This window comes from Microbacterium sp. ARD31 (assembly GCF_031844425.1).
Genome location: NZ_JAUZVE010000011.1, coordinates 111,918 through 128,849 on the forward strand (window position 1 = coordinate 111,918; position 16,932 = coordinate 128,849).

The window sequence follows — 16,932 nt, forward strand, 5'->3', positions numbered from 1 at the left end:
GCGCCCCCGCGGGTGGAAGTGGCGGTCATCCGCTCCGGCGGGTTCGCCGGCCTGCAGCGCGAGTGGCGGGTCGAACCGGATCCCGTCGACGTCCCGCACTGGACCGAACTCATCGAGAAGTGCCCGTGGGATGAGCCGGTCGACGGACGGGCACCGGAGGCGGACCGCTTCACCTGGCGCATCCGCGCCCGCTGCGAGCCGGGACCGACCCGCCGCGCGGAGCTGCCCGAGAGCAGTCTCATCGGCGCCTGGCGCCGGCTGGTCGACGAGGCCCGCGCGTGGAGCCCGCCGGCATCCGACGACGTCAGCGGGTGAAGAGCCCGCGCTTCGCCTTCTTGGCCGGTTTCAACGACTTCTGCAGGTAGATCGTCCCGAGCCAGCGTCCGAACTTGAACCCGACCCGCCCCATGCGTCCGACCTCGGTGAAGCCGAGCTTCTCGTGGAGGGCGACCGACGACTCGGCGCCCTTGTCGCTGATCACCGCGACGATCTCGCGGATGCCCTTCTCCTCGCACGCGGCGATGAGCGCTTCGAGCAGAGCACGCCCCAGCCCCTTGCCGGCGGCTGCTTGCCCGAGGTAGATGGAGTTCTCGACGGTGTAGCGGTAGCTGGACTTGCCCGACCAGGGCGACACGTACGCGTAGCCGAGCACCTGCCCGCTCGGAGACTCCGCGACCAGGAACGGCAGGTCGAGCTTCCGCAGGTGGGCGAGCTTGTCACGCCACTGCGCGACGGTCCACTTCTTCTCGTCGAAGGTCACCACCGAGTTGGTGACGTAGTAGTTGTAGATCTCGCGGATGTCGGGGACGTCCCGATCCTCGACCGGGCGGATGGAGTACGAGAACGGGCGCTCCGGCTCGGGACGCCGCCGCAGATGACGCGGCAGACGCCGGCGGTCGCGGTCGTACTCCTCCTCCAGCATGCGCCCAGCCTAAAGGCTGACGATCATCCCGCTTCCGGCACGCGCCAGTCCACGGGCGCGGCACCCTGCGCGCGCAGCAGGTCGTTCGTGCGCGAAAAGGGGCGGGACCCGAAGAACCCCCTGGCGGCCGACAACGGTGACGGATGCGGCGACGCCACGACGGGCGTGTCGCCGAGCAGCGGCGCAAGGCCCGCGGCATCCTTGCCCCACAGCACGGCGACCAGCGGCCGGCCGCGGGCGGCCAGCACGCGGATCGCGTGCTCGGTGACCGCTTCCCAGCCCCAGCGCCGATGCGAGCCGGGCACGCCGGGCGCCACGGTGAGGACGCGGTTGAGCAGCATCACGCCCTGTGCGGCCCACGCCGACAGATCGCCGTGAGCGGCGGGCTCGAAGCCGAGGTCGGTCTCGAGCTCGCGGTAGATGTTCGCCAGGCTTCGGGGCAGCGGTCGCACATGAGCGTCCACGGCGAAGGACAGTCCGATCGGATGCCCCGGGGTCGGGTAGGGGTCCTGTCCCACGATCAGCACGCGCACCTCATCGAGAGGGCGTGCGAAGGCGCGGAGGACCAGCTCGCCGGCGGGGAGGTAGCCCCGACCGGCGGCCGTCTCCTGACGGAGGCGCTCCCCCAGTCGGGCGATGTCGTCGGCCACGGGTTCCAGCGCCACGGCCCACCCCGGGTCCAGGCGGCCGGTGGCGGCGAGCTCGGGCAGCGACAGCGGGCTCATGCGCTCGGTGCCAGCCCCGAGTCCTGCTCGATGACCGAGCCCTGCGCCGACCACGGGAAATCGATCCACAGGTCGGTGTCCTTGAACGCGTAGTCCGGCTGGATGATGGTCGTCGGCTTGGTGTAGATGGTTGCCGAGCGGACGTCCGCGCCCCGGTCCCGCAGCAGTGTGACGGCCAGCGCGAGCGTGCGGCCGCTGTCGGCGACGTCGTCGACCAGCAGCACACGGCGGCCGTCGAGGTAGGTCATGTCGAGCTCGGGAGGAAGCACGGCCGGAGCGTCCAGGACCGTGCCGACTCCGGTGTAGAACTCGACGTTGATCGCGCCGCAGTTCTTCACGCCCAGACCGTATGCGATGGCCCCCGCGGGCAGCAGCCCGCCGCGCGCGATCGCCACGACCACCTCGGGGACGAACCCGTCCGCCAGGACGGCGCGGGCTATCTCGCGCGATGCCTCACCGAACCCGTCCCATGTGAGAGTCTCCCGCCGACCGCCCGCATCGCCCACGGCGCCTCCTTCTGCTCGGAGATCCACCCTACGGGCGCGAGCGTCCGCCTGTAGTCTCACCACGTGTCACGCCTCTCCTCCGGCCGTCGGCGCCTGAGCGGCTCCGCGATGGGAATCACCGCCGGCCTCATCGGGTGGTTCGTCCTGGTCGAGGTCGCCAGCGGCATCCTGCAGGGGTACTACGTCCCCCTGTTCAGCGACATCGTCGAGCACCTCGGCATCCGCGACGCCGACGTCAACTGGTTCGAGGCGGCCCAGCTGCTGCTGTCGTCCCTCGTGGTGCCGGTCCTCGCGAAGCTCGGCGACATGTACGGCCACAAGCGCATCCTGCTGATCGCCGCCGTCCTCACCGCGGGCGCCAGCTGGTGGCTGGCTTTCGCGGGATCGTTCTGGACCTTCCTGCTGGCATGGGCGCTGCAGGGCTTCTATGCGGTGTGGCTCCCCCTCGAGATCGCCCTCATCTTCGAGCGCGGGCGCCGGCAGAACCGGGGCGTGTCGACCACGCGGCGCGCGGCCGGCCTTCTGGTCGTCGGGTTGCAGGTCGGCGCCATCGCCGGCGCGCTCGCAGCCGGACGCATCTTCGCCGCCACCGGCGGCGACCTGACCCTCACGCTGATCGTCCCGGCGATCGCCGTGTCGCTCGTGGCCGTGGTCATCTGGCTCGCCGTTCCCGAGTCCGAGCCGACACCCGATCGCTCTCTCGACACGGGAGGCTTCGTGATCCTGGCGCTGGGGCTGCTGCTGGTCACCAGTGCGCTGACCTTCCTGCGGCTGAACGGAACGGACTTCGTCGTGGTCTGGCTGCTGCTGGCGCTCGGCGTGGGCGCGTTCGCGTGGTTCGTCCGCTACGAGCTCGGCCAGGACGATCCCGCGATCGACATCCGGGTGCTCCGCCGGCCCGAGATGTGGCCGGTCCAGGCGACAGCCTTTCTGATCGGGATCAGTCTTCTGGGTGCCCAGGGGCCGCTGTCCACCTACGCCGGCACCGACACGTCTCTGGGGTACGGCCTCGGCCTCGACGCGACCGGAAGATCCAATGTCATCGGGGTCTACCTCGTGTCCCTCATCGTCGGGGCGGTGCTCTTCGCCGTCACGAGTCGCCGGGCGCCTCCTCGCGCGATCCTGATCGTCGCCGCAGGACTGGTCGGGGTGGGGTACGCCCTGTTCGTGCCGTTCCACCAGGAGCTCTGGCAGGTGCTTCTCAACCTCTCGATCGCAGGCCTGGGCTCCGGCGCCCTCGTCGGCGCCATGCCGGCTGCGGCGGCCGCCGCAGCCCCCCGGGGCCAGACGGGGGTCGCCTCGGCGCTGACCAACACCACGAAGACCGTCGGCGGCACGTTCGCCTCGGCGCTGTTCGGCGTCGTGCTGGCGGTCGGGGCAGGCACGCTCGCCAGCGAGACGGCCGCATCGCTCGGCGGCTACCAGCTGGTGTGGGCGGTGTGCGCGGCCGGCGGCTTCCTCGCGGCGGCGCTCCTGTTCGTCGTGCCGAAGGTCGCCTTCGCGGACGACGCGCCCGCGCCGGCGGACGCGGCGGCAGGAGAGTCTCAGATCATCTGACGGGGCCGTCGAGCACGCGCGCCCGCAAAGGTCCGCGCGCGAGCAGATGCTGTGCCGACTGCGCCACCGGGCGCATCGTGACCAGGTCGAGGTTGACGTGTCCGGGCGCGTCCAGCGCGTAGGCGATCACGTCCGCGACATCCTCAGCGACCAGCGGTGCCGGCACATCGTCGTAGACCCGCTCGGCGGCGTTGCGGTCTCCGCCCAGCCGGTTGAGGGTGAACTCCTCGGTGTGCACCATTCCGGGAGCGATCTCGACCACCCGGATCGGCTCGCCGTTGAGCTCCAGCCGCAGCGCGTGCGCCAGCATCGCCTCGCCCGCTTTGGCGGCGTTGTATCCCGCGCCGCCCGGGTAGGCCGTCTGGGCTGCGGTCGATGTGACGAACAGGGTGTCGGCGTGGCCGTCCACGGCGGCAGCTTCGCGGAGCAGCGGCAGCAGCGCGGCGACGAGACGCTGGCCCGACAGCACGTTGACCTCGAACATCCAGCGCCAGTCCTCCGGATCGCCGTCCTCCACGCGATCGGCACCGCGCGCGCCTCCGGCGACATGGACGAGGGCATGGACAGGCCCGGTCTCGGCGAGCCACTCGGCGAGGGCATCGACGTCGACGCCGCTCGTCAGGTCGGCGGCGTAGGCCACCGCGCCCGTCTCGGCCTGCAGCTGCTCCAGCCGTGCGGCGCGCCGAGCTACGGCGACGACCCCCCAGCCGCGCTGTCGCAGCATCCGCACCGTCGCCGCTCCGATCCCCGAGCTCGCACCTGTCACCACTGCACGCCGCGTCGTCATGAGCTCCACGCTACCCCCGCGAACACGTTACGCCGCGTGTCCCCGTCGTTGAGCGGAAGAGGGGGTATCCGTAGCCTCGAACCGGCCGGTCGCATTCGCTCCGGCCCGAAGACCCACAGGAGTGAGCCATGTCCGCACCCGAGAACTGGCGTTTCGAGACCAAGCAGGTCCATTCGGGCGCCCAGCCCGACCCTGTCACCAAGGCCCGTGCGACGCCGATCTATCAGACGACGTCCTACGTCTTCGACAGCACGACCCACGCGGCGAACCTGTTCGCCCTGTCGGAGTTCGGCAACATCTACACCCGCATCCAGAACCCCACCCAGGATGTCCTCGAACAGCGCATCGCGGCGCTCGAGGGGGGCACCGGGGCACTCGTGGTCGCCAGTGGCCAGGCGGCCGAGACGTTCGCGGTGCTCAACATCGCGCAGGCCGGCGACCACATTGTGTCGTCGAGCTCGATCTACGGCGGCACCTACAACCTCTTCAAGTACACGCTCGCCAAGCTCGGCATCGAGACCACGTTCGTCGAGAACCAGGACGACGCCGACGAGTGGCGCGCCGCGGTCCGCCCGAACACCAAGCTGTTCTTCGCCGAGACGATCGGCAACCCCAAGATCAACGTGCTCGACATCCGCACGGTCGCCGACGTCGCCCACGATTCCGGAGTCCCGCTCATCGTCGACAACACCATCGCGACGCCCTACCTCATCCGCCCGTTCGAGCACGGCGCCGACATCGTCATCCACTCCGCCACGAAGTTCCTCGGCGGCCACGGCACGACCATCGGCGGCGTGATCGTCGACGGCGGCTCGTTCGCGTGGTCGAAGAACGTCGACCGCTTCCCCGGCCTCACCGAGCCCGACCCCTCGTACCACGGTGCGAGCTACACCACCGCGGTCGGCGACGGGCTCGCCTACATCATCAAGGCGCGCGTCCAGCTGCTCCGCGACCTCGGCTCGGCCATCTCGCCGCAGAGCGCGTGGCTGCTCATCCAGGGCGTCGAGACACTCTCGCTGCGGATGGAGCGTCACGTTCAGAACGCACAGGAGATCGCGGAGTGGCTCGAGAACCACGATGACGTCGCCGCCGTCAACTACTCGGGACTGCCCACCTCGCCGTGGTACGCCGCCGCCAACACCTACGCGCCGAAGGGGGTGGGAGCCGTGCTCTCGTTCGAGCTGAAGGGCGGAGTCGAGGCAGGACGCGAGTTCGTCAACTCGCTCGCCCTCTTCAGCCACCTCGCCAACATCGGCGACGTCCGCTCGCTGGTCATCCACCCGGCCTCGACGACGCACTCGCAGCTGACCCCCGAGCAGCAGCTGACCGCGGGCGTCACGCCCGGCCTGGTGCGCCTCTCGGTCGGTATCGAGAACGTCGACGACCTCAAGGGCGACCTCGCCCAGGCTCTGGCCGCCGCGCGTCGCGTCTCGGAGGCCGCCCGCGCCTGATCGACCTCGTGCAAGGGGAAAGCGATGCCCCCGGCCGCATGGCCGGGGGCATCCGTCGTCATCGGGAGCCGGTCAGCCGCGCGCCTTCGGACGGACGTGACCGAGACCGCCGTCGACCCCGAGCACCTGCCCGGTGATCCAATCGTTCTCGGGGTCGAGGAGGAAGACGACCGCGCGGGCGACGTCATCGGGCTCCCCCAGCCGGCCGAGGGCGTGCATCGACTCCGACACCTTCCGCGAGGTCTCAGAGGCTGTGAGCGATGCCGTCAGCGGCGTGCGCGTCAGGCCCGGAGCCACGGCATTGACACGCAGGTTCTGCGAGGCGTAGCTCGCGGCGGCGGAGAGAGTGAGCCCGATCACGCCGGCCTTGGCTGCGGCGATCGCGTCGTGATTCGACAGCCCGGCGAGGGCCGCTGCGGACGACACGAGCACCACCGACCCGCCGCGGCGCATGTGCCGCCCGGCGGCGCGCACCGTCGCGAAGGCGGTCGTCAGCGACGCGGCGATGACGTCGTCGAACTGCTCGCGCGAGGTGAGGTGCGCGGGTTTGAGGAGCATCGTCCCGGCGAACGCCGCGACCCCGTCGAGATCGCCCGCCTGCGAGAAGACCTGATCGACCGCTGCGAAGTCCGTCGCATCGAGAGAGAAGTCCGTGCCGCCCGCAGCCTCGCGGCGCCCGGTCGTCACGACCTCGTGACCGGCCGCCCGCAAGCGCGCGGTCGTCGCCGCACCGATCGCACTGGTCGCCGCGATCACCAGGTATCTCGCCATGCGCACCATTGTGGCCCCGGCCACCCGATGTGAGGGCCGTCCTCCGGGATCCGCACGGCGTGGATGCCCCGCCTCGTCGTCGCGCACGGCAGGCGGCCGATACGTTGATCGGGTGAAGACCGTCTCCCTGGCCGCTGTCGCAGCTCTCGCCGTCCTCGTTCTCACCGGTTGCGCAAGCGCCGCCGGTGAAGTCGCCGCCCCCACCGCCACGGTGACCACCACCGCCACGGTCACCGCGACCGTGACCGCGACGCCCGGGCCCACCAGCGCGCCCGCGTCACCGGACGACCCGCTCACCGCACTCGACGCCTGGCTGCTGTGTTACGGGGCGACGTACGGCGAGTACCGCGAGACCTCGACGTTGTTTCCGTACACGGAGGGCTCGGCGTCGGGCAACCAGACCGTCACCGGCAATGCCGACGGCTCTTTCGAGGTGCTCGTCCCCTTCGCCCCCACCTCGGGAGAGGGCTACGGCGCCGAATCGATCTGCGTGGCCGGCGGGACGGTCGGCGAGCCCACGGTCGAGCTCCGGGGCGGACGCGACTTCGGCTGACCGACCCCGCCCTCCGCCGCCCGCCCACGCCGGCCCCGGCGAGACAGCGCGTAACACGCGTCCGCATCCCTCACCGTGACGGAGAGAATGGTCCGATGGACTGGCAGACCTCCGAAGACACCGTGCCCTCGGCACCGGTGACGGAGGCCGACGCGCGCCTGCTGCTCGGCCGCCCGCCCGCCACCGGAGCCTGGCGCGACGGAGATCCGGTCGGAGAACGGCACTTCGCCGCGTTCGGCGCCTTCCACACCGAAGGTGGGCGGGAGCTTCCCGGCTACCGCCTGGCGTACGAGACGTGGGGCGAGCTGAATCCGGCGCGCGACAACGCCGTCCTGATCCTCCACGCCCTCACCGGCGACAGTCACGTCCGTGGTCCCGCGGGCCCCGGGCACCCGACGTCGGGTTGGTGGGACGACATCGTCGGGCCCGGCGCTCCCATCGACACCGACCGGTGGTTCGTGATCGCCCCCAACATGCTCGGCGGCTGCCAGGGCTCGACGGGTCCGGCGAGCATCGGACCCGACGGATACGAGTGGGCATCCCGCTTCCCCTACCTCACGATCCGCGATCAGGTGGCCGCCCAGGTCCGCCTCGCCGACGCACTCGGTATCGATGTGTGGGCCGCGGTCGTCGGCGGCTCGATGGGCGGCATGCATGCACTGGAGTGGGCGGTCGGGTTCCCCGAAAGGGTGGCCCGCGTGGGCATCCTGTCCTCACCGCCCACCAACACCGCCGACCAGATCGCCCTCAACTCGGTGCAGATAGAGGCGATCCGCATCGATCCGCGCTTCGCCGGCGGCGAGTACTACGACGCGCCGGACGGCGACGGTCCCACGCGCGGTCTCGCCCTCGCACGGCGCATGGCCCTGCTGAACTACCGCTCCCCCACCGAGCTGAACCAGCGCTTCCAGCGCTCATGGCAGTCGGGTGTGAGCCCCCTCGGCCGCGGCGGACGCTTCGCGGTGGAGTCGTATCTGGACTTCCACGGCAACAAGTTCACGCGGCGCTTCGACGCCAACAGCTACATCGCCCTGGTCGAGGCGATGAACTCCCACGACGTGGGCCGCGACCGCGGCGGTGTCGAGGAGGCGCTCCGGCGGGTCTCGGCGACGGCGCTCGTCCTCGGCGTCGACAGCGACCGCCTGTTCCCCATCGACGGCCAGCACCGTATCGCCCGCAGCATCCCGACGACGCTCGACGGAGACCGCGCAGTCGTGCTCTCGAGCGACTTCGGGCATGACGGATTCCTCATCGAGACCGCCGTCGTCGGCGGGCACGTGCGCCGTCTGCTGGAGACCTGACTCAGAACTCCCGCTCGTAGACCCACGGCAGCGCGCCCGTGCGGAGGCGATGGCGACGACCGTCGCTGCCCGCGCCGTCGGCCCGCGCGGCTGCCGCGACCCCGGCATCCGCGCCATAGTCCGCGTCCTCGCGCCACAGCATGACCGGGCCCCCGGCACCCGCCAGCATGCGTGTCTCGAAGAGCTCGACGCCGCGCCGATCGGCGAACTCGAGAAGAGAGCGCGCGTCGCTGTGACCGCGGAGGCCGTGGAGGGTCACCCACGTCGGCGGGAACAGCGTCCGCTCGCCGCGACCGTGCTCGGCCAGTGCCTCCGCGGGCGTCCGCCACTGCGCGGCCACGATCTCGTCGGGCGCGAGCACCAGGTCGCCCCGGGGCGCCGGGGCCAGGAAGAACCACGTCCGGATACGCACGGGGATCCCCGGCGGCGGGTGCCATCGGGACAGGGCGACGAGCGCACGCGGGTCCACGGCGAGCCCGGTCTCCTCCGACGTCTCGCGCACCGCCGCCCGGCGCGCGGCGCGCTCCTCATCCTCGGCGGGCGCACCGTCGACGGGCTCGAGCCTGCCGCCCGGGAAGACCCACGCGCCCGGGAACGAGCCCGTCTTGGGCCGCTCGACCAGCAGCACCTCGGGACCGGAGGTCGCGTCGCGGACCAGGACGACCGTCGCCGCGATCGGGATGCCCTCGTCCGTGTGCTCCGCAGGGGGCGGATCGTCGCGGGCGGCGGTGCGGTCGGACACCCCGCCAGCCTAGGCGGCGGGCACCTCTTGCGGCTCGCGCGCGGCCGGGGCGTCTGCGGCGTCCGCGGCGTCCGCCCGGGAAGTCCGGCGCCGCTCGAGTGCGAGGCTGGCTCCGGCGATCGCCAGGCCGGCGAGGGCGAGCGCGACTCCCGCCCACGCGGGCGCGACGAATCCCCCTCCGGCGGCGATGACGGCACCTCCCAGGATCGCCCCCACGCTGTTGCCGATGTTCAGGGCCGAGTGGTTCAGCGCTGCGGCGATGGACTGGTTGTCACCCGCGACGTCCATCAGCCGGGTCTGGATCGTGGGGCTCAGGACCGACGCGACGACGCCGGTGGCGAAGACGAGCAGCGCGAGGGCCCACACCGACGCCGCGGTCACAGCGAGCAGGGCGAGGACGCCGGCGAGCGCGATCAACCCGCCGATGAGGGTGCGCCGCAGGTCGAGGTCGGCGAGGTAGCCGCCGGCGATGTTCCCCGCGGTCATTCCGACGCCCATGACGACGAGGACGATAGGCACCGCCCAGGCGGGGCTTCCGGCGACCTCGGTGACCATCGGGGCGACATAGCTGTACACCGCGAAGAATCCGCCGAATCCGACCGCTCCGATTCCGAGGGTCAGCCACACCTGGCCGATGCGGAAGACCGCGAGCTCGGCACGGAGGGTGCGCCCGGCGTCGCCGAGATGGGCGGGCACCGACGTGAAGATCGCCAGCGTCGCCAAGGCGAAGATCCCGACCACGACGAGGTACGCGGCGCGCCAGCCGAACTGCTGCCCGAGGAAGGTGCCGAGCGGCACGCCGATCACGTTGGCGATGGTCAGGCCGGTGAGGACGAAGGCGACGCCCTTCGCGCGCTTGCCCGGCCCGAGCACGTCGGCGGCGACGAGGGCGCCGATGCCGAAGTAGGCCCCGTGCGGCAGTCCGGCCAGCAGCCGCGACAGCGCGACCGTCTCGAACGTGGGCATGACCAGGGTGAGCGCGTTGAACAGGGTCAGCGCCAGGGCGAGGGCCACCATCACGCGGTGCCGCGGGAACCGGGCGACCGCGCCGGCGATCGTCGGTGCGCCGATCACGACGCCCAGCGCGTACAGGCTGATGAGCCAGCCCGCCTGGGCGATGGCGTCCTCGGGCCTGGTCGCCCAGGCCTGCGGCAGCAGGTCCTGTGCGATGTCGGGGAGCAGGCCCATGACGACGAACTCGGTCATGCCGATGCCGAAGCTGCCGATGGCGAGCGAGAGGAGCGCCCTCATCGCCGCACCCCTCGACGGGGTCGAGGTGGTCACGCGGTCATGCTAGCGCGCTGCGCGGCATCCGTCGAATCGATTCGGATGCCGCGACCGCGCCTCACGCCGGGTCGGCCTCGTCGACCGCACCCTCGCCGAGGGCCGACTCGAGCCGGTCGATCTTCGCGTCCAGTTCGCCGGTGTAGCCGGGCCGGATGTCAGCCTTCAGCACGAGCGAGACTCGGGACCCGAAGGGCATGACCGCTTCGGTGGCGCGGCGAACGACGTCGAAGACCTCGTCCCACTCCCCCTCGATCTCGGTGAACATCGAGGTGGTGCGGTGCGGCAGTCCGCTGTCGCGGACGATGCGCACAGCAGCGGCGACGGCGTCGTGGACGGAGCCGTCCGAACGGCCGGTGCCGCTGGGAGCGACGGAGAAGGCGACGAGCATGGAACCCTCCAGTGGTAGGGGCGGATCAGGGTGTCGAGGGGTCGACGAGGGAAGGACGAAGGCGGCGCGCGGACGGGCGCGCGCCGGTGCGGGCGACGCCGACGAGGCGGACGACGGCCCACAGCAGCAGTGCGGCCAGGGCCGCGTTGCGCAGCGTCAGGACGACGACCATCGCCGGCGAGAGCGCGAGCAGGGCGTCGTAGAACCAGGGGAAGATCACCTGCGTCATCGCCAGCAGCACGGCGACCACGATCGCCGGCGTCCGCCACCGCCGGCGGTCGACGACCAGGCCGACCACCACGGGCGGGATGAGCCACGTCATGTACTGCGGCGACCCCACCTTGTTGAAGACGACGAAAGCCAGCACGAGGGCCAGTGACAGCATCGGGAAGAGGCGGACGAACCCCGCGCCCCGCCACGCGGCGACGGCCCCCACCCCGGCGATGACGGCCATCGCGAGGGCCATGAGCGGCGTCATCGCCGCGATCACTGTGTCGACCTGAGGGCCCGTGACCTGGAACGTGATCATGTCCTGGTCGTAGTAGACCCACGCGGCGGGATCTCCGAGGACGGCGAGCCAGAGGTACACCGTGCTGACGGGGGCTTCGATCTGGAGCCCCCGTTCCGTCTGATCGCCGACGAACGAGAACAGATACGCGCCGCCGCCGAGCGCGATGACCGCCAGCATGATCACGAGCGAGACGCCCACCGCTCCCCCGACCACCGCCCAGCGCCGGCGGACCGCGACGAAAGCGGCCACCAGCATGGCGGCGGGCCACACCTTGAGCCACGCGGCCGCGGCCAGGAGCCCGGCGCCCAGCCACGGGCGTCCCACCAGCCACAGTCCGCCGGCGATCCCCGCCGGCACGGTGAGCGCGTCGAGCCGGAACATCCCCACACCGCCGAGCGCGGCCGCACCGGCCAGCCAGAACCATGCTGCGGCCAGGCGGCCTCGCGATCGCCCCCGGCCGAGGAGCATGGCGAACGCGAGCGCGTCGACGGCGGTGATCAGCAGTCCCCACGACAGGGTGTAGTCGACGAACGGGATGACGCGCGAGAGAAGCATCGGCACGAGAGCGAAGGCCGGGTACACCCACTCCTGGGTGACTCCGGGCACGCCGGCACCCAGGATGACGGTGTCGGCCCACCACCGGTACATCTGATCCACGTCCCACGATGCGGCTTTGCCGAAGACGAACTCCCCCGCGATCAGCAGCACATGGACGACGACGAACGCGACCCACGACCACGCCCGCTTCGACACGGTCCCATGCTAGGTGTGCGCGGCCGATGCGACCGCGCCGGCGACAGCGCGGGGCAGGGCGGCGGCCACATCCATCGCCGTGATGGGTCCGCCCGCGGCTCCGAGGTCGCCGGAGGCGAGCGAGGCCGCACGCCCGTGCAGCCAGACGCCCGTCGCGACCGCGTGGGCCAGGGGCGCGCCGTGTTCGGCGGTCGCCGCCACCACGGCCCCGATGGCACCCGCCAGGACATCGCCCGTGCCCGCCGTCGCCAACCACGGCGTGCCCGAGCCGACCTGCGCACACCACCCGTCGGGGGCGGCGACGATCGTCGGCGAGCCCTTGAGCACGACGACGCCGCCGAGGGCGCGCGCCGTCTCGGCTGCGGCGGCCGAACGGGCCGCGACATCGGTGAGCTCGGCAGCCGGCGCCAGCCGCAGCAGGCTTCGCAGACGGTCGTGCTCACGGGCGTGCGGGGTCACCACCAGCGGAGCGGCCGCTCCTTGGACCAGGTCGAGGGCGCCGGCGTCCACGACGACGGGATGATCCCCCGACAGCACTTCGCGCAGCGCCGCGGTCTCGGCATCCGATCGATCGGACGGGTCCGTACCCGAGCCGATCACCCACGCCTGCACCCGACCCGCCGCGGCGACGGTTTCGGGGCGTGCCGCGAGCACCAGCGCGGTGGGGCGTTCGTCGCCGAGGTAGCGCACCATGCCGATGCCGGTGCGCCACGCCGCCTCGACGCCCAGCACCGCCGCCCCGGGGTACCGATCGGACCCCGTGCGCATCCCGACGACACCGCGGGAATACTTGTCGTCGGCGGCGGTTGGCACCCGCAGGACACCCGAGGCGTCCGCCGCCGTCCATGTCACCGGCATGGCGCCACCCTATCCGTCAGGAGCGACACCACACGATGAGCCTGCTGTTCGAACCCCTGTCCATCCGCGGGATCACCGCCCGGAACCGGCTGTGGGTGGCGCCGATGTGCCAATACAGCGCCGTCGACGGCGTGCCGCAGGAGTGGCACCACACGCATCTCGCGCAGTTCGCGTCCGGTGGCGCGGGCATCGTCATCGCCGAGGCGACGGCGGTCACTCCCGAGGGACGGATCTCGCCCGAGGACACGGGCCTGTGGAACGACGCCCAGCGCGACGCGTGGAGTCCGATCGTCGCCGCCGTCCACGCGCGCGGAGCCCTCGCGGGGGTGCAGCTCGCGCATGCTGGACGCAAGGCGTCGACGTGGTCGCCGCTCACCGGGCGACGCGGGTCGGTGCCGCACGACCGGGGCGGGTGGACGACCGTCGCCCCCTCGGCGGTGGCGTTCGACGGGTTCGCCGATCCGGTCGCCTTGGACGCCCCCGGCATCGAGCGCATCGTGTCGGCCTTCGCCGACGCGGCCGTCCGCGCCGTCGTGGCCGGCTTCGACGTCCTCGAGGTGCACGCCGCGCACGGGTATCTGCTGCACCAGTTCCTCTCGCCGCTGTCGAACCGACGCGACGACGAGTACGGCGGTGAGCTCGAAGGACGCGCGCGCCTGCTGCTGCGCGTCGTGACGGCGATCCGGGATGCCGCGCCCGACACCGCGGTCTTCGTGCGCTTCTCGGCCACAGACTGGGCCGACGGCGGGCTGACCGTCGACGAGGTGGCCACGGTCGCCGCCTGGGCCGCCGAGCGCGGCGCCGACCTCTTCGACATCTCCAGCGGCGGGCTCGTCGCGCACCAGTCGATCACGGTGGGTCCGGGCTACCAGGTCCCGCTCGCCGCCCATGTACGCCGCACCACCGGGGCGCTCGTCAACGCCGTGGGGATGATCGACGACGCCGCAGAGGCCGAGGCGGTCCTCGCCGATGGCGCCGCCGACGCCGTCATGGCCGGGCGCGAGTGGCTGCGCGACCCGCACTACGCGTTGCGGGCGGCGTGGGAGCTCGGCCACGACATCGACTACTGGCCGGCGCAGTACGTCCGGGCGCGGCCGCACGCCCGCAGCTGAGCACCAGGGGTGCGCCCGATCGGGCGCACCCCTGGTGTCTTGGGCTCTGTGTCCTCCTCAGCGCAGACCGCGTCGGGTGGCGTCCTGCACCTCGCCGACGAGCTCCTCGAGGATGTCCTCGAGGAACAGCACCGCCGTGACCCGGCCGGTCTCGTCGCGCACCTGCGCGAGGTGCCGGCCGGCGCGGCGCATGAGCGCGAGCGCGTCCTCGAGGTCGGTCGTCTCCTGCACCGGCACCATGTGGTGGATGCGCTTGGCGGCGATGGGACGCGACCACACCGGCTCGACCGGCGCACCACCGCTTCCCACCGCGGCCGCCGCATCGGCATCCGGGTCCTCCGCCGCGCGCAGCACGTCCTTCAGGTGGACGTAACCGGCCGGAAGGCCCTCGTCGTCGACGATCACGTACCGCGAGAAGCCGTGCTTCGCGACGGCGCGCTCGATGCGGTGCGGCGTGGTCGTGGCGGGCAGGGTCACCAGATCGGCGAGCGGCACGGCGATGTCGGCCGCCTTCTTGTCTGTGAACTCCATCACCGCCGCCACCGTTCCGGCGCTGTCGTCCAGCACGCCCTCGATGCGCGACTGGTTCACGATCGTCGCCACTTCTTCGAGGGTGAACGTCGACGCGGCCTCGTCTCTCGGCTCCACGCGGAACAGACGCACGATGTGGTTCGCGATCCAGTTGAGCGTCACGATCACCGGGTGGAACAGCTTCGACACCCACACCAGCGGCGTGGCGAGCATGAGCACCGAGCGGTCGGGGAGCGAGAACGCCAGGTTCTTCGGCACCATCTCGCCGAACACCACGTGCAGGTACGACACGATCAGCAGCGCGATGACGAAGGCGATCGTGTCGACCGCTCCCTCGCCGAGTCCGGTCAGCTTGAGCGGCTCGGCGAGCAGGTGGTGGATCGCCGGCTCCGAGACGTTCAGGATCAGCAGCGAGCAGATCGTGATGCCCAGCTGCGAGGTCGCGAGCATGAGCGTGGCGTGCTCCATGGCGTACAGCGCCGTCTTGGCCGACTTCATCCCCCGTTCCGCCAGGGGCTCGATCTGAGATCGGCGAGCCGAGATCACGGCGAACTCGGCGCCGACGAAGAAGGCGTTCGCGACGAGGAGCACGAACAGCCAGGCCAGTCCTGCCCAATCGTTCATCGCGCACCCCCCTTCTGCGCGGCGGCCGGGTCGTCCTGGTGCACCATGGTCGGGGTGAATCGGACGCGGTCGACGCGGCGACCGTCCATGCGCTGGACTTCGATGGTGCCGTCCTCGATCTCGACGGTGTCGCCCACCACGGGGATGCGCTCCAGCACGCTCATGACGAATCCGCCCACCGTGTCGTACACCTCGTCTTCGGGGATGCGGATGCCGGTGCGGTCGCGCACCTCGTCCGGGCGCAGGTCGCCGGGGAACAGCACGCTGTCCTGCGCGCGCACGATCCCCGCGCGACGCCGGTCGTGCTCATCGAGCACCTCGCCGACGATCTCCTCGACGAGGTCTTCGAGGGTGACCACGCCCGCGGTCCCGCCGTACTCGTCGACGACGACCGCCATCTGGTAGCCGCGAGCGCGCAGCTCTTCCATGAGCGAGTCGAGGTGGACCGCCTCGGGGAACCGCAGCGGCTCGGTCGCGAGGGCTCCGGCCGGAACGTCGGCGCGACGGTCGCGGGGAACGCTGACGGCGGCCTTGAGGTGGACGATGCCGGTGATGTCGTCCATCGACTCGTCGTAGACGGGGAACCGGCTGTGTCCGGTGCGCCGGGCGAGCTGGATGACGTCTTCGGCGCTGTCGGACGCGGCGAGCGCGTGCACGCTCGGGCGCGGCGTCATGACATCGGCGGCGGTGAGGCGTGAGAACGTGAGGCTGCGATCGAGCAGCGACGCGGTGTCCTTCTCGAGAACGCCCGCGCTGGCGGAGCGGCGGACCAGGCTCGACAGCTCCTCGGCCGTGCGGGCGCCCGAGAGCTCCTCCTTCGGCTCGACGCCCATCGCCCGCAGCACGCCGTTGGCACTGCCGTTGAGCACCGAGATGGCGGGGCGGAAGACGGTGGTGAAGGCGACCTGGAAGGGCATGACGAGCTTCGCGGTCTGCCGGGGCACCGCGAGGGCGAAGTTTTTGGGCACGAGTTCGCCGATGATCATCGAGAAGACCGTGGCGACGGTGATGCCGATGACGGCCGACAGAGGGGAAACCAGCCCTGTCGGCATGCCCCACCCCTCGAACACCGGACGCAGCAGGTTCGAGATGGCCGGCTCCATCGTGTAGCCGGTGAGGAGCGTGGTCAGGGTGATGCCCAGCTGCGCGCTCGAGAGGTGGGTCGAGGTGATGCGCAGCGCGCTGATGGTGAGGGACAGCCGCGATTCGCCCGCGGCCATCCGCGATTCCAGGTCGGCCCGGTCCAGGTTCACCAGCGCGAACTCGCTGGCGACGAACAGGCCGGTGCCGATCGTGAGCAGAAGCCCCACGCCCAACATGACGTAATCCATCACACGTCACCCCCGATCACACGGGAGGAGGGTCGGTGGGGCGAGCGTCTGCAACTGGGAGGGTCGTCCATCGTGCGAAACAGTGTACGGCAGTCGGCCTCGCGCGCGGCCGTGAGCTCTGCCCGGGACCGCTCGGTCCGGCCCGGGGTCCCCGTCGCCCTACCGCGCCATGTCGCGGCATTCGCGCCAGGTTGCGGCATCCGCGCCACCCTCCGACGCGTT

The 16,932-nt window shown here is 71.5% G+C and carries 18 protein-coding genes; 6 read left to right on the forward strand and 12 right to left on the reverse strand.

Translation table 11 applies throughout. From position 1 onward, the window contains the following. The first annotated feature begins 18 nt into the window (after positions 1-18). A complete protein-coding gene (locus Q9S36_RS23975; protein WP_311287335.1) occupies positions 19-315 on the forward strand; it encodes a protealysin inhibitor emfourin in 297 nt (98 codons plus the stop codon). Here Q9S36_RS23975 and Q9S36_RS23980 read toward each other — a convergent pair. Genes Q9S36_RS23980 through Q9S36_RS23990 form a run of 3 tightly spaced genes read right to left on the reverse strand, consistent with a single transcriptional unit; the run spans position 305 to position 2,153 of the window. Continuing rightward, positions 305-922, reverse strand: coding sequence for an N-acetyltransferase family protein (locus tag Q9S36_RS23980; RefSeq protein WP_311287336.1), 618 nt, complete (start codon positions 920-922; stop codon positions 305-307). The genes Q9S36_RS23975 and Q9S36_RS23980 overlap by 11 nt on opposite strands. Positions 923-945: 23 nt before the next feature. After that, positions 946-1,647 (reverse strand): uracil-DNA glycosylase, encoded by a 702-nt coding sequence (locus tag Q9S36_RS23985; RefSeq protein ID WP_311287337.1) that lies wholly within the window; start codon positions 1,645-1,647, stop codon positions 946-948. Continuing rightward, complete coding sequence (locus tag Q9S36_RS23990; RefSeq protein ID WP_311287338.1) at positions 1,644-2,153, reverse strand: phosphoribosyltransferase; 510 nt, start codon at positions 2,151-2,153, stop codon at positions 1,644-1,646. The genes Q9S36_RS23985 and Q9S36_RS23990 overlap by 4 nt, the downstream gene beginning before the upstream one ends. Before the next feature lie 108 nt (positions 2,154-2,261). Between Q9S36_RS23990 and Q9S36_RS23995 the strand changes: the two genes are divergently transcribed. After that, positions 2,262-3,710, forward strand: coding sequence for an MFS transporter (locus Q9S36_RS23995; RefSeq protein ID WP_311287414.1), 1,449 nt, complete (start codon positions 2,262-2,264; stop codon positions 3,708-3,710). Here Q9S36_RS23995 and Q9S36_RS24000 read toward each other — a convergent pair. After that, a complete protein-coding gene (locus Q9S36_RS24000) occupies positions 3,703-4,497 on the reverse strand; it encodes an SDR family oxidoreductase (RefSeq protein ID WP_311287339.1) in 795 nt (264 codons plus the stop codon). The genes Q9S36_RS23995 and Q9S36_RS24000 overlap by 8 nt on opposite strands. A 128-nt stretch (positions 4,498-4,625) precedes the next feature. Between Q9S36_RS24000 and Q9S36_RS24005 the strand changes: the two genes are divergently transcribed. Then, positions 4,626-5,948, forward strand: a complete 1,323-nt coding sequence (locus Q9S36_RS24005; RefSeq protein ID WP_251453197.1) for a bifunctional o-acetylhomoserine/o-acetylserine sulfhydrylase — start codon at positions 4,626-4,628, stop codon at positions 5,946-5,948. Between the two features lie 72 nt (positions 5,949-6,020). Here the strand turns inward: Q9S36_RS24005 and Q9S36_RS24010 are convergent, their stop codons facing one another. Further along, positions 6,021-6,719 (reverse strand): SDR family oxidoreductase, encoded by a 699-nt coding sequence (locus Q9S36_RS24010; RefSeq protein WP_311287340.1) that lies wholly within the window; start codon positions 6,717-6,719, stop codon positions 6,021-6,023. A gap of 112 nt (positions 6,720-6,831) precedes the next feature. Here Q9S36_RS24010 and Q9S36_RS24015 point away from each other — a divergent pair, with 112 nt between their 5' ends. Beyond that, on the forward strand, positions 6,832-7,272 hold the full coding sequence (locus Q9S36_RS24015; RefSeq protein ID WP_311287341.1) for a hypothetical protein: 441 nt from the start codon (positions 6,832-6,834) through the stop codon (positions 7,270-7,272). Positions 7,273-7,367: 95 nt separating this feature from the next. Then, positions 7,368-8,573 carry a homoserine O-acetyltransferase gene (locus Q9S36_RS24020; protein ID WP_311287342.1) on the forward strand — a complete coding sequence of 402 codons (1,206 nt, stop codon included), beginning with the start codon at positions 7,368-7,370 and terminating at the stop codon, positions 8,571-8,573. A 1-nt stretch (position 8,574) separates the two neighbouring features. On the opposite strand, the gene Q9S36_RS24025 is transcribed toward Q9S36_RS24020, so the two are convergent. From Q9S36_RS24025 to Q9S36_RS24045, 5 genes are all read right to left on the reverse strand, one after another. Next, on the reverse strand, positions 8,575-9,315 hold the full coding sequence (locus Q9S36_RS24025; RefSeq protein WP_311287343.1) for an NUDIX hydrolase: 741 nt from the start codon (positions 9,313-9,315) through the stop codon (positions 8,575-8,577). A gap of 9 nt (positions 9,316-9,324) precedes the next feature. Further along, positions 9,325-10,566: an MFS transporter gene (locus tag Q9S36_RS24030; protein ID WP_311287415.1), complete on the reverse strand. Its 1,242-nt coding sequence runs from the start codon at positions 10,564-10,566 to the stop codon at positions 9,325-9,327. A gap of 94 nt (positions 10,567-10,660) precedes the next feature. Beyond that, a complete protein-coding gene (locus Q9S36_RS24035; protein ID WP_311287344.1) occupies positions 10,661-10,990 on the reverse strand; it encodes a thiamine-binding protein in 330 nt (109 codons plus the stop codon). 25 nt (positions 10,991-11,015) lie between these two features. Then, entirely contained in the window at positions 11,016-12,254 is a 1,239-nt protein-coding gene (locus Q9S36_RS24040; RefSeq protein WP_311287345.1) for a hypothetical protein, read from the reverse strand. A 9-nt stretch (positions 12,255-12,263) separates the two neighbouring features. Next, positions 12,264-13,112, reverse strand: a complete 849-nt coding sequence (locus Q9S36_RS24045) for an ADP/ATP-dependent (S)-NAD(P)H-hydrate dehydratase (RefSeq protein WP_311287346.1) — start codon at positions 13,110-13,112, stop codon at positions 12,264-12,266. Between the two features lie 35 nt (positions 13,113-13,147). On the opposite strand from Q9S36_RS24045, the gene Q9S36_RS24050 reads away from it, so the two are divergent. Beyond that, on the forward strand, positions 13,148-14,224 hold the full coding sequence (locus Q9S36_RS24050) for an NADH:flavin oxidoreductase/NADH oxidase (protein WP_311287347.1): 1,077 nt from the start codon (positions 13,148-13,150) through the stop codon (positions 14,222-14,224). 57 nt (positions 14,225-14,281) lie between these two features. Here Q9S36_RS24050 and Q9S36_RS24055 read toward each other — a convergent pair whose 3' ends face one another. Both Q9S36_RS24055 and Q9S36_RS24060 read right to left on the reverse strand, forming a co-directional pair. Continuing rightward, positions 14,282-15,379 (reverse strand): hemolysin family protein, encoded by a 1,098-nt coding sequence (locus Q9S36_RS24055; RefSeq protein ID WP_311287348.1) that lies wholly within the window; start codon positions 15,377-15,379, stop codon positions 14,282-14,284. Continuing rightward, the gene (locus tag Q9S36_RS24060) at positions 15,376-16,710 is read right to left on the reverse strand and encodes a hemolysin family protein (protein ID WP_311287349.1); all 1,335 of its coding nucleotides are present in this window, start codon (positions 16,708-16,710) and stop codon (positions 15,376-15,378) included. Before Q9S36_RS24060 ends, Q9S36_RS24055 begins: the two co-directional genes overlap by 4 nt. Positions 16,711-16,932 lie beyond the last annotated feature (222 nt).

Excerpts from the sequence above, each read along its gene's own strand:
- Q9S36_RS23980 (WP_311287336.1), bottom strand. The coding sequence starts at position 922 with ATGCTGGAGGAGGAGTACGACCGCGACCGCCGGCGTCTGCCGCGTCAT.
- Q9S36_RS23985 (WP_311287337.1), bottom strand. The coding sequence starts at position 1,647 with ATGAGCCCGCTGTCGCTGCCCGAGCTCGCCGCCACCGGCCGCCTGGAC.
- Q9S36_RS23995 (WP_311287414.1), top strand. The coding sequence starts at position 2,262 with ATGGGAATCACCGCCGGCCTCATCGGGTGGTTCGTCCTGGTCGAGGTC.
- Q9S36_RS24000 (WP_311287339.1), bottom strand. The coding sequence starts at position 4,497 with ATGACGACGCGGCGTGCAGTGGTGACAGGTGCGAGCTCGGGGATCGGA.
- Q9S36_RS24005 (WP_251453197.1), top strand. The coding sequence starts at position 4,626 with ATGTCCGCACCCGAGAACTGGCGTTTCGAGACCAAGCAGGTCCATTCG.
- Q9S36_RS24010 (WP_311287340.1), bottom strand. The coding sequence starts at position 6,719 with ATGGCGAGATACCTGGTGATCGCGGCGACCAGTGCGATCGGTGCGGCG.
- Q9S36_RS24020 (WP_311287342.1), top strand. The coding sequence starts at position 7,368 with ATGGACTGGCAGACCTCCGAAGACACCGTGCCCTCGGCACCGGTGACG.
- Q9S36_RS24030 (WP_311287415.1), bottom strand. The coding sequence starts at position 10,566 with ATGAGGGCGCTCCTCTCGCTCGCCATCGGCAGCTTCGGCATCGGCATG.
- Q9S36_RS24035 (WP_311287344.1), bottom strand. The coding sequence starts at position 10,990 with ATGCTCGTCGCCTTCTCCGTCGCTCCCAGCGGCACCGGCCGTTCGGAC.
- Q9S36_RS24045 (WP_311287346.1), bottom strand. The coding sequence starts at position 13,112 with ATGCCGGTGACATGGACGGCGGCGGACGCCTCGGGTGTCCTGCGGGTG.
- Q9S36_RS24050 (WP_311287347.1), top strand. The coding sequence starts at position 13,148 with ATGAGCCTGCTGTTCGAACCCCTGTCCATCCGCGGGATCACCGCCCGG.
- Q9S36_RS24055 (WP_311287348.1), bottom strand. The coding sequence starts at position 15,379 with ATGAACGATTGGGCAGGACTGGCCTGGCTGTTCGTGCTCCTCGTCGCG.
- Q9S36_RS24060 (WP_311287349.1), bottom strand. The coding sequence starts at position 16,710 with ATGGATTACGTCATGTTGGGCGTGGGGCTTCTGCTCACGATCGGCACC.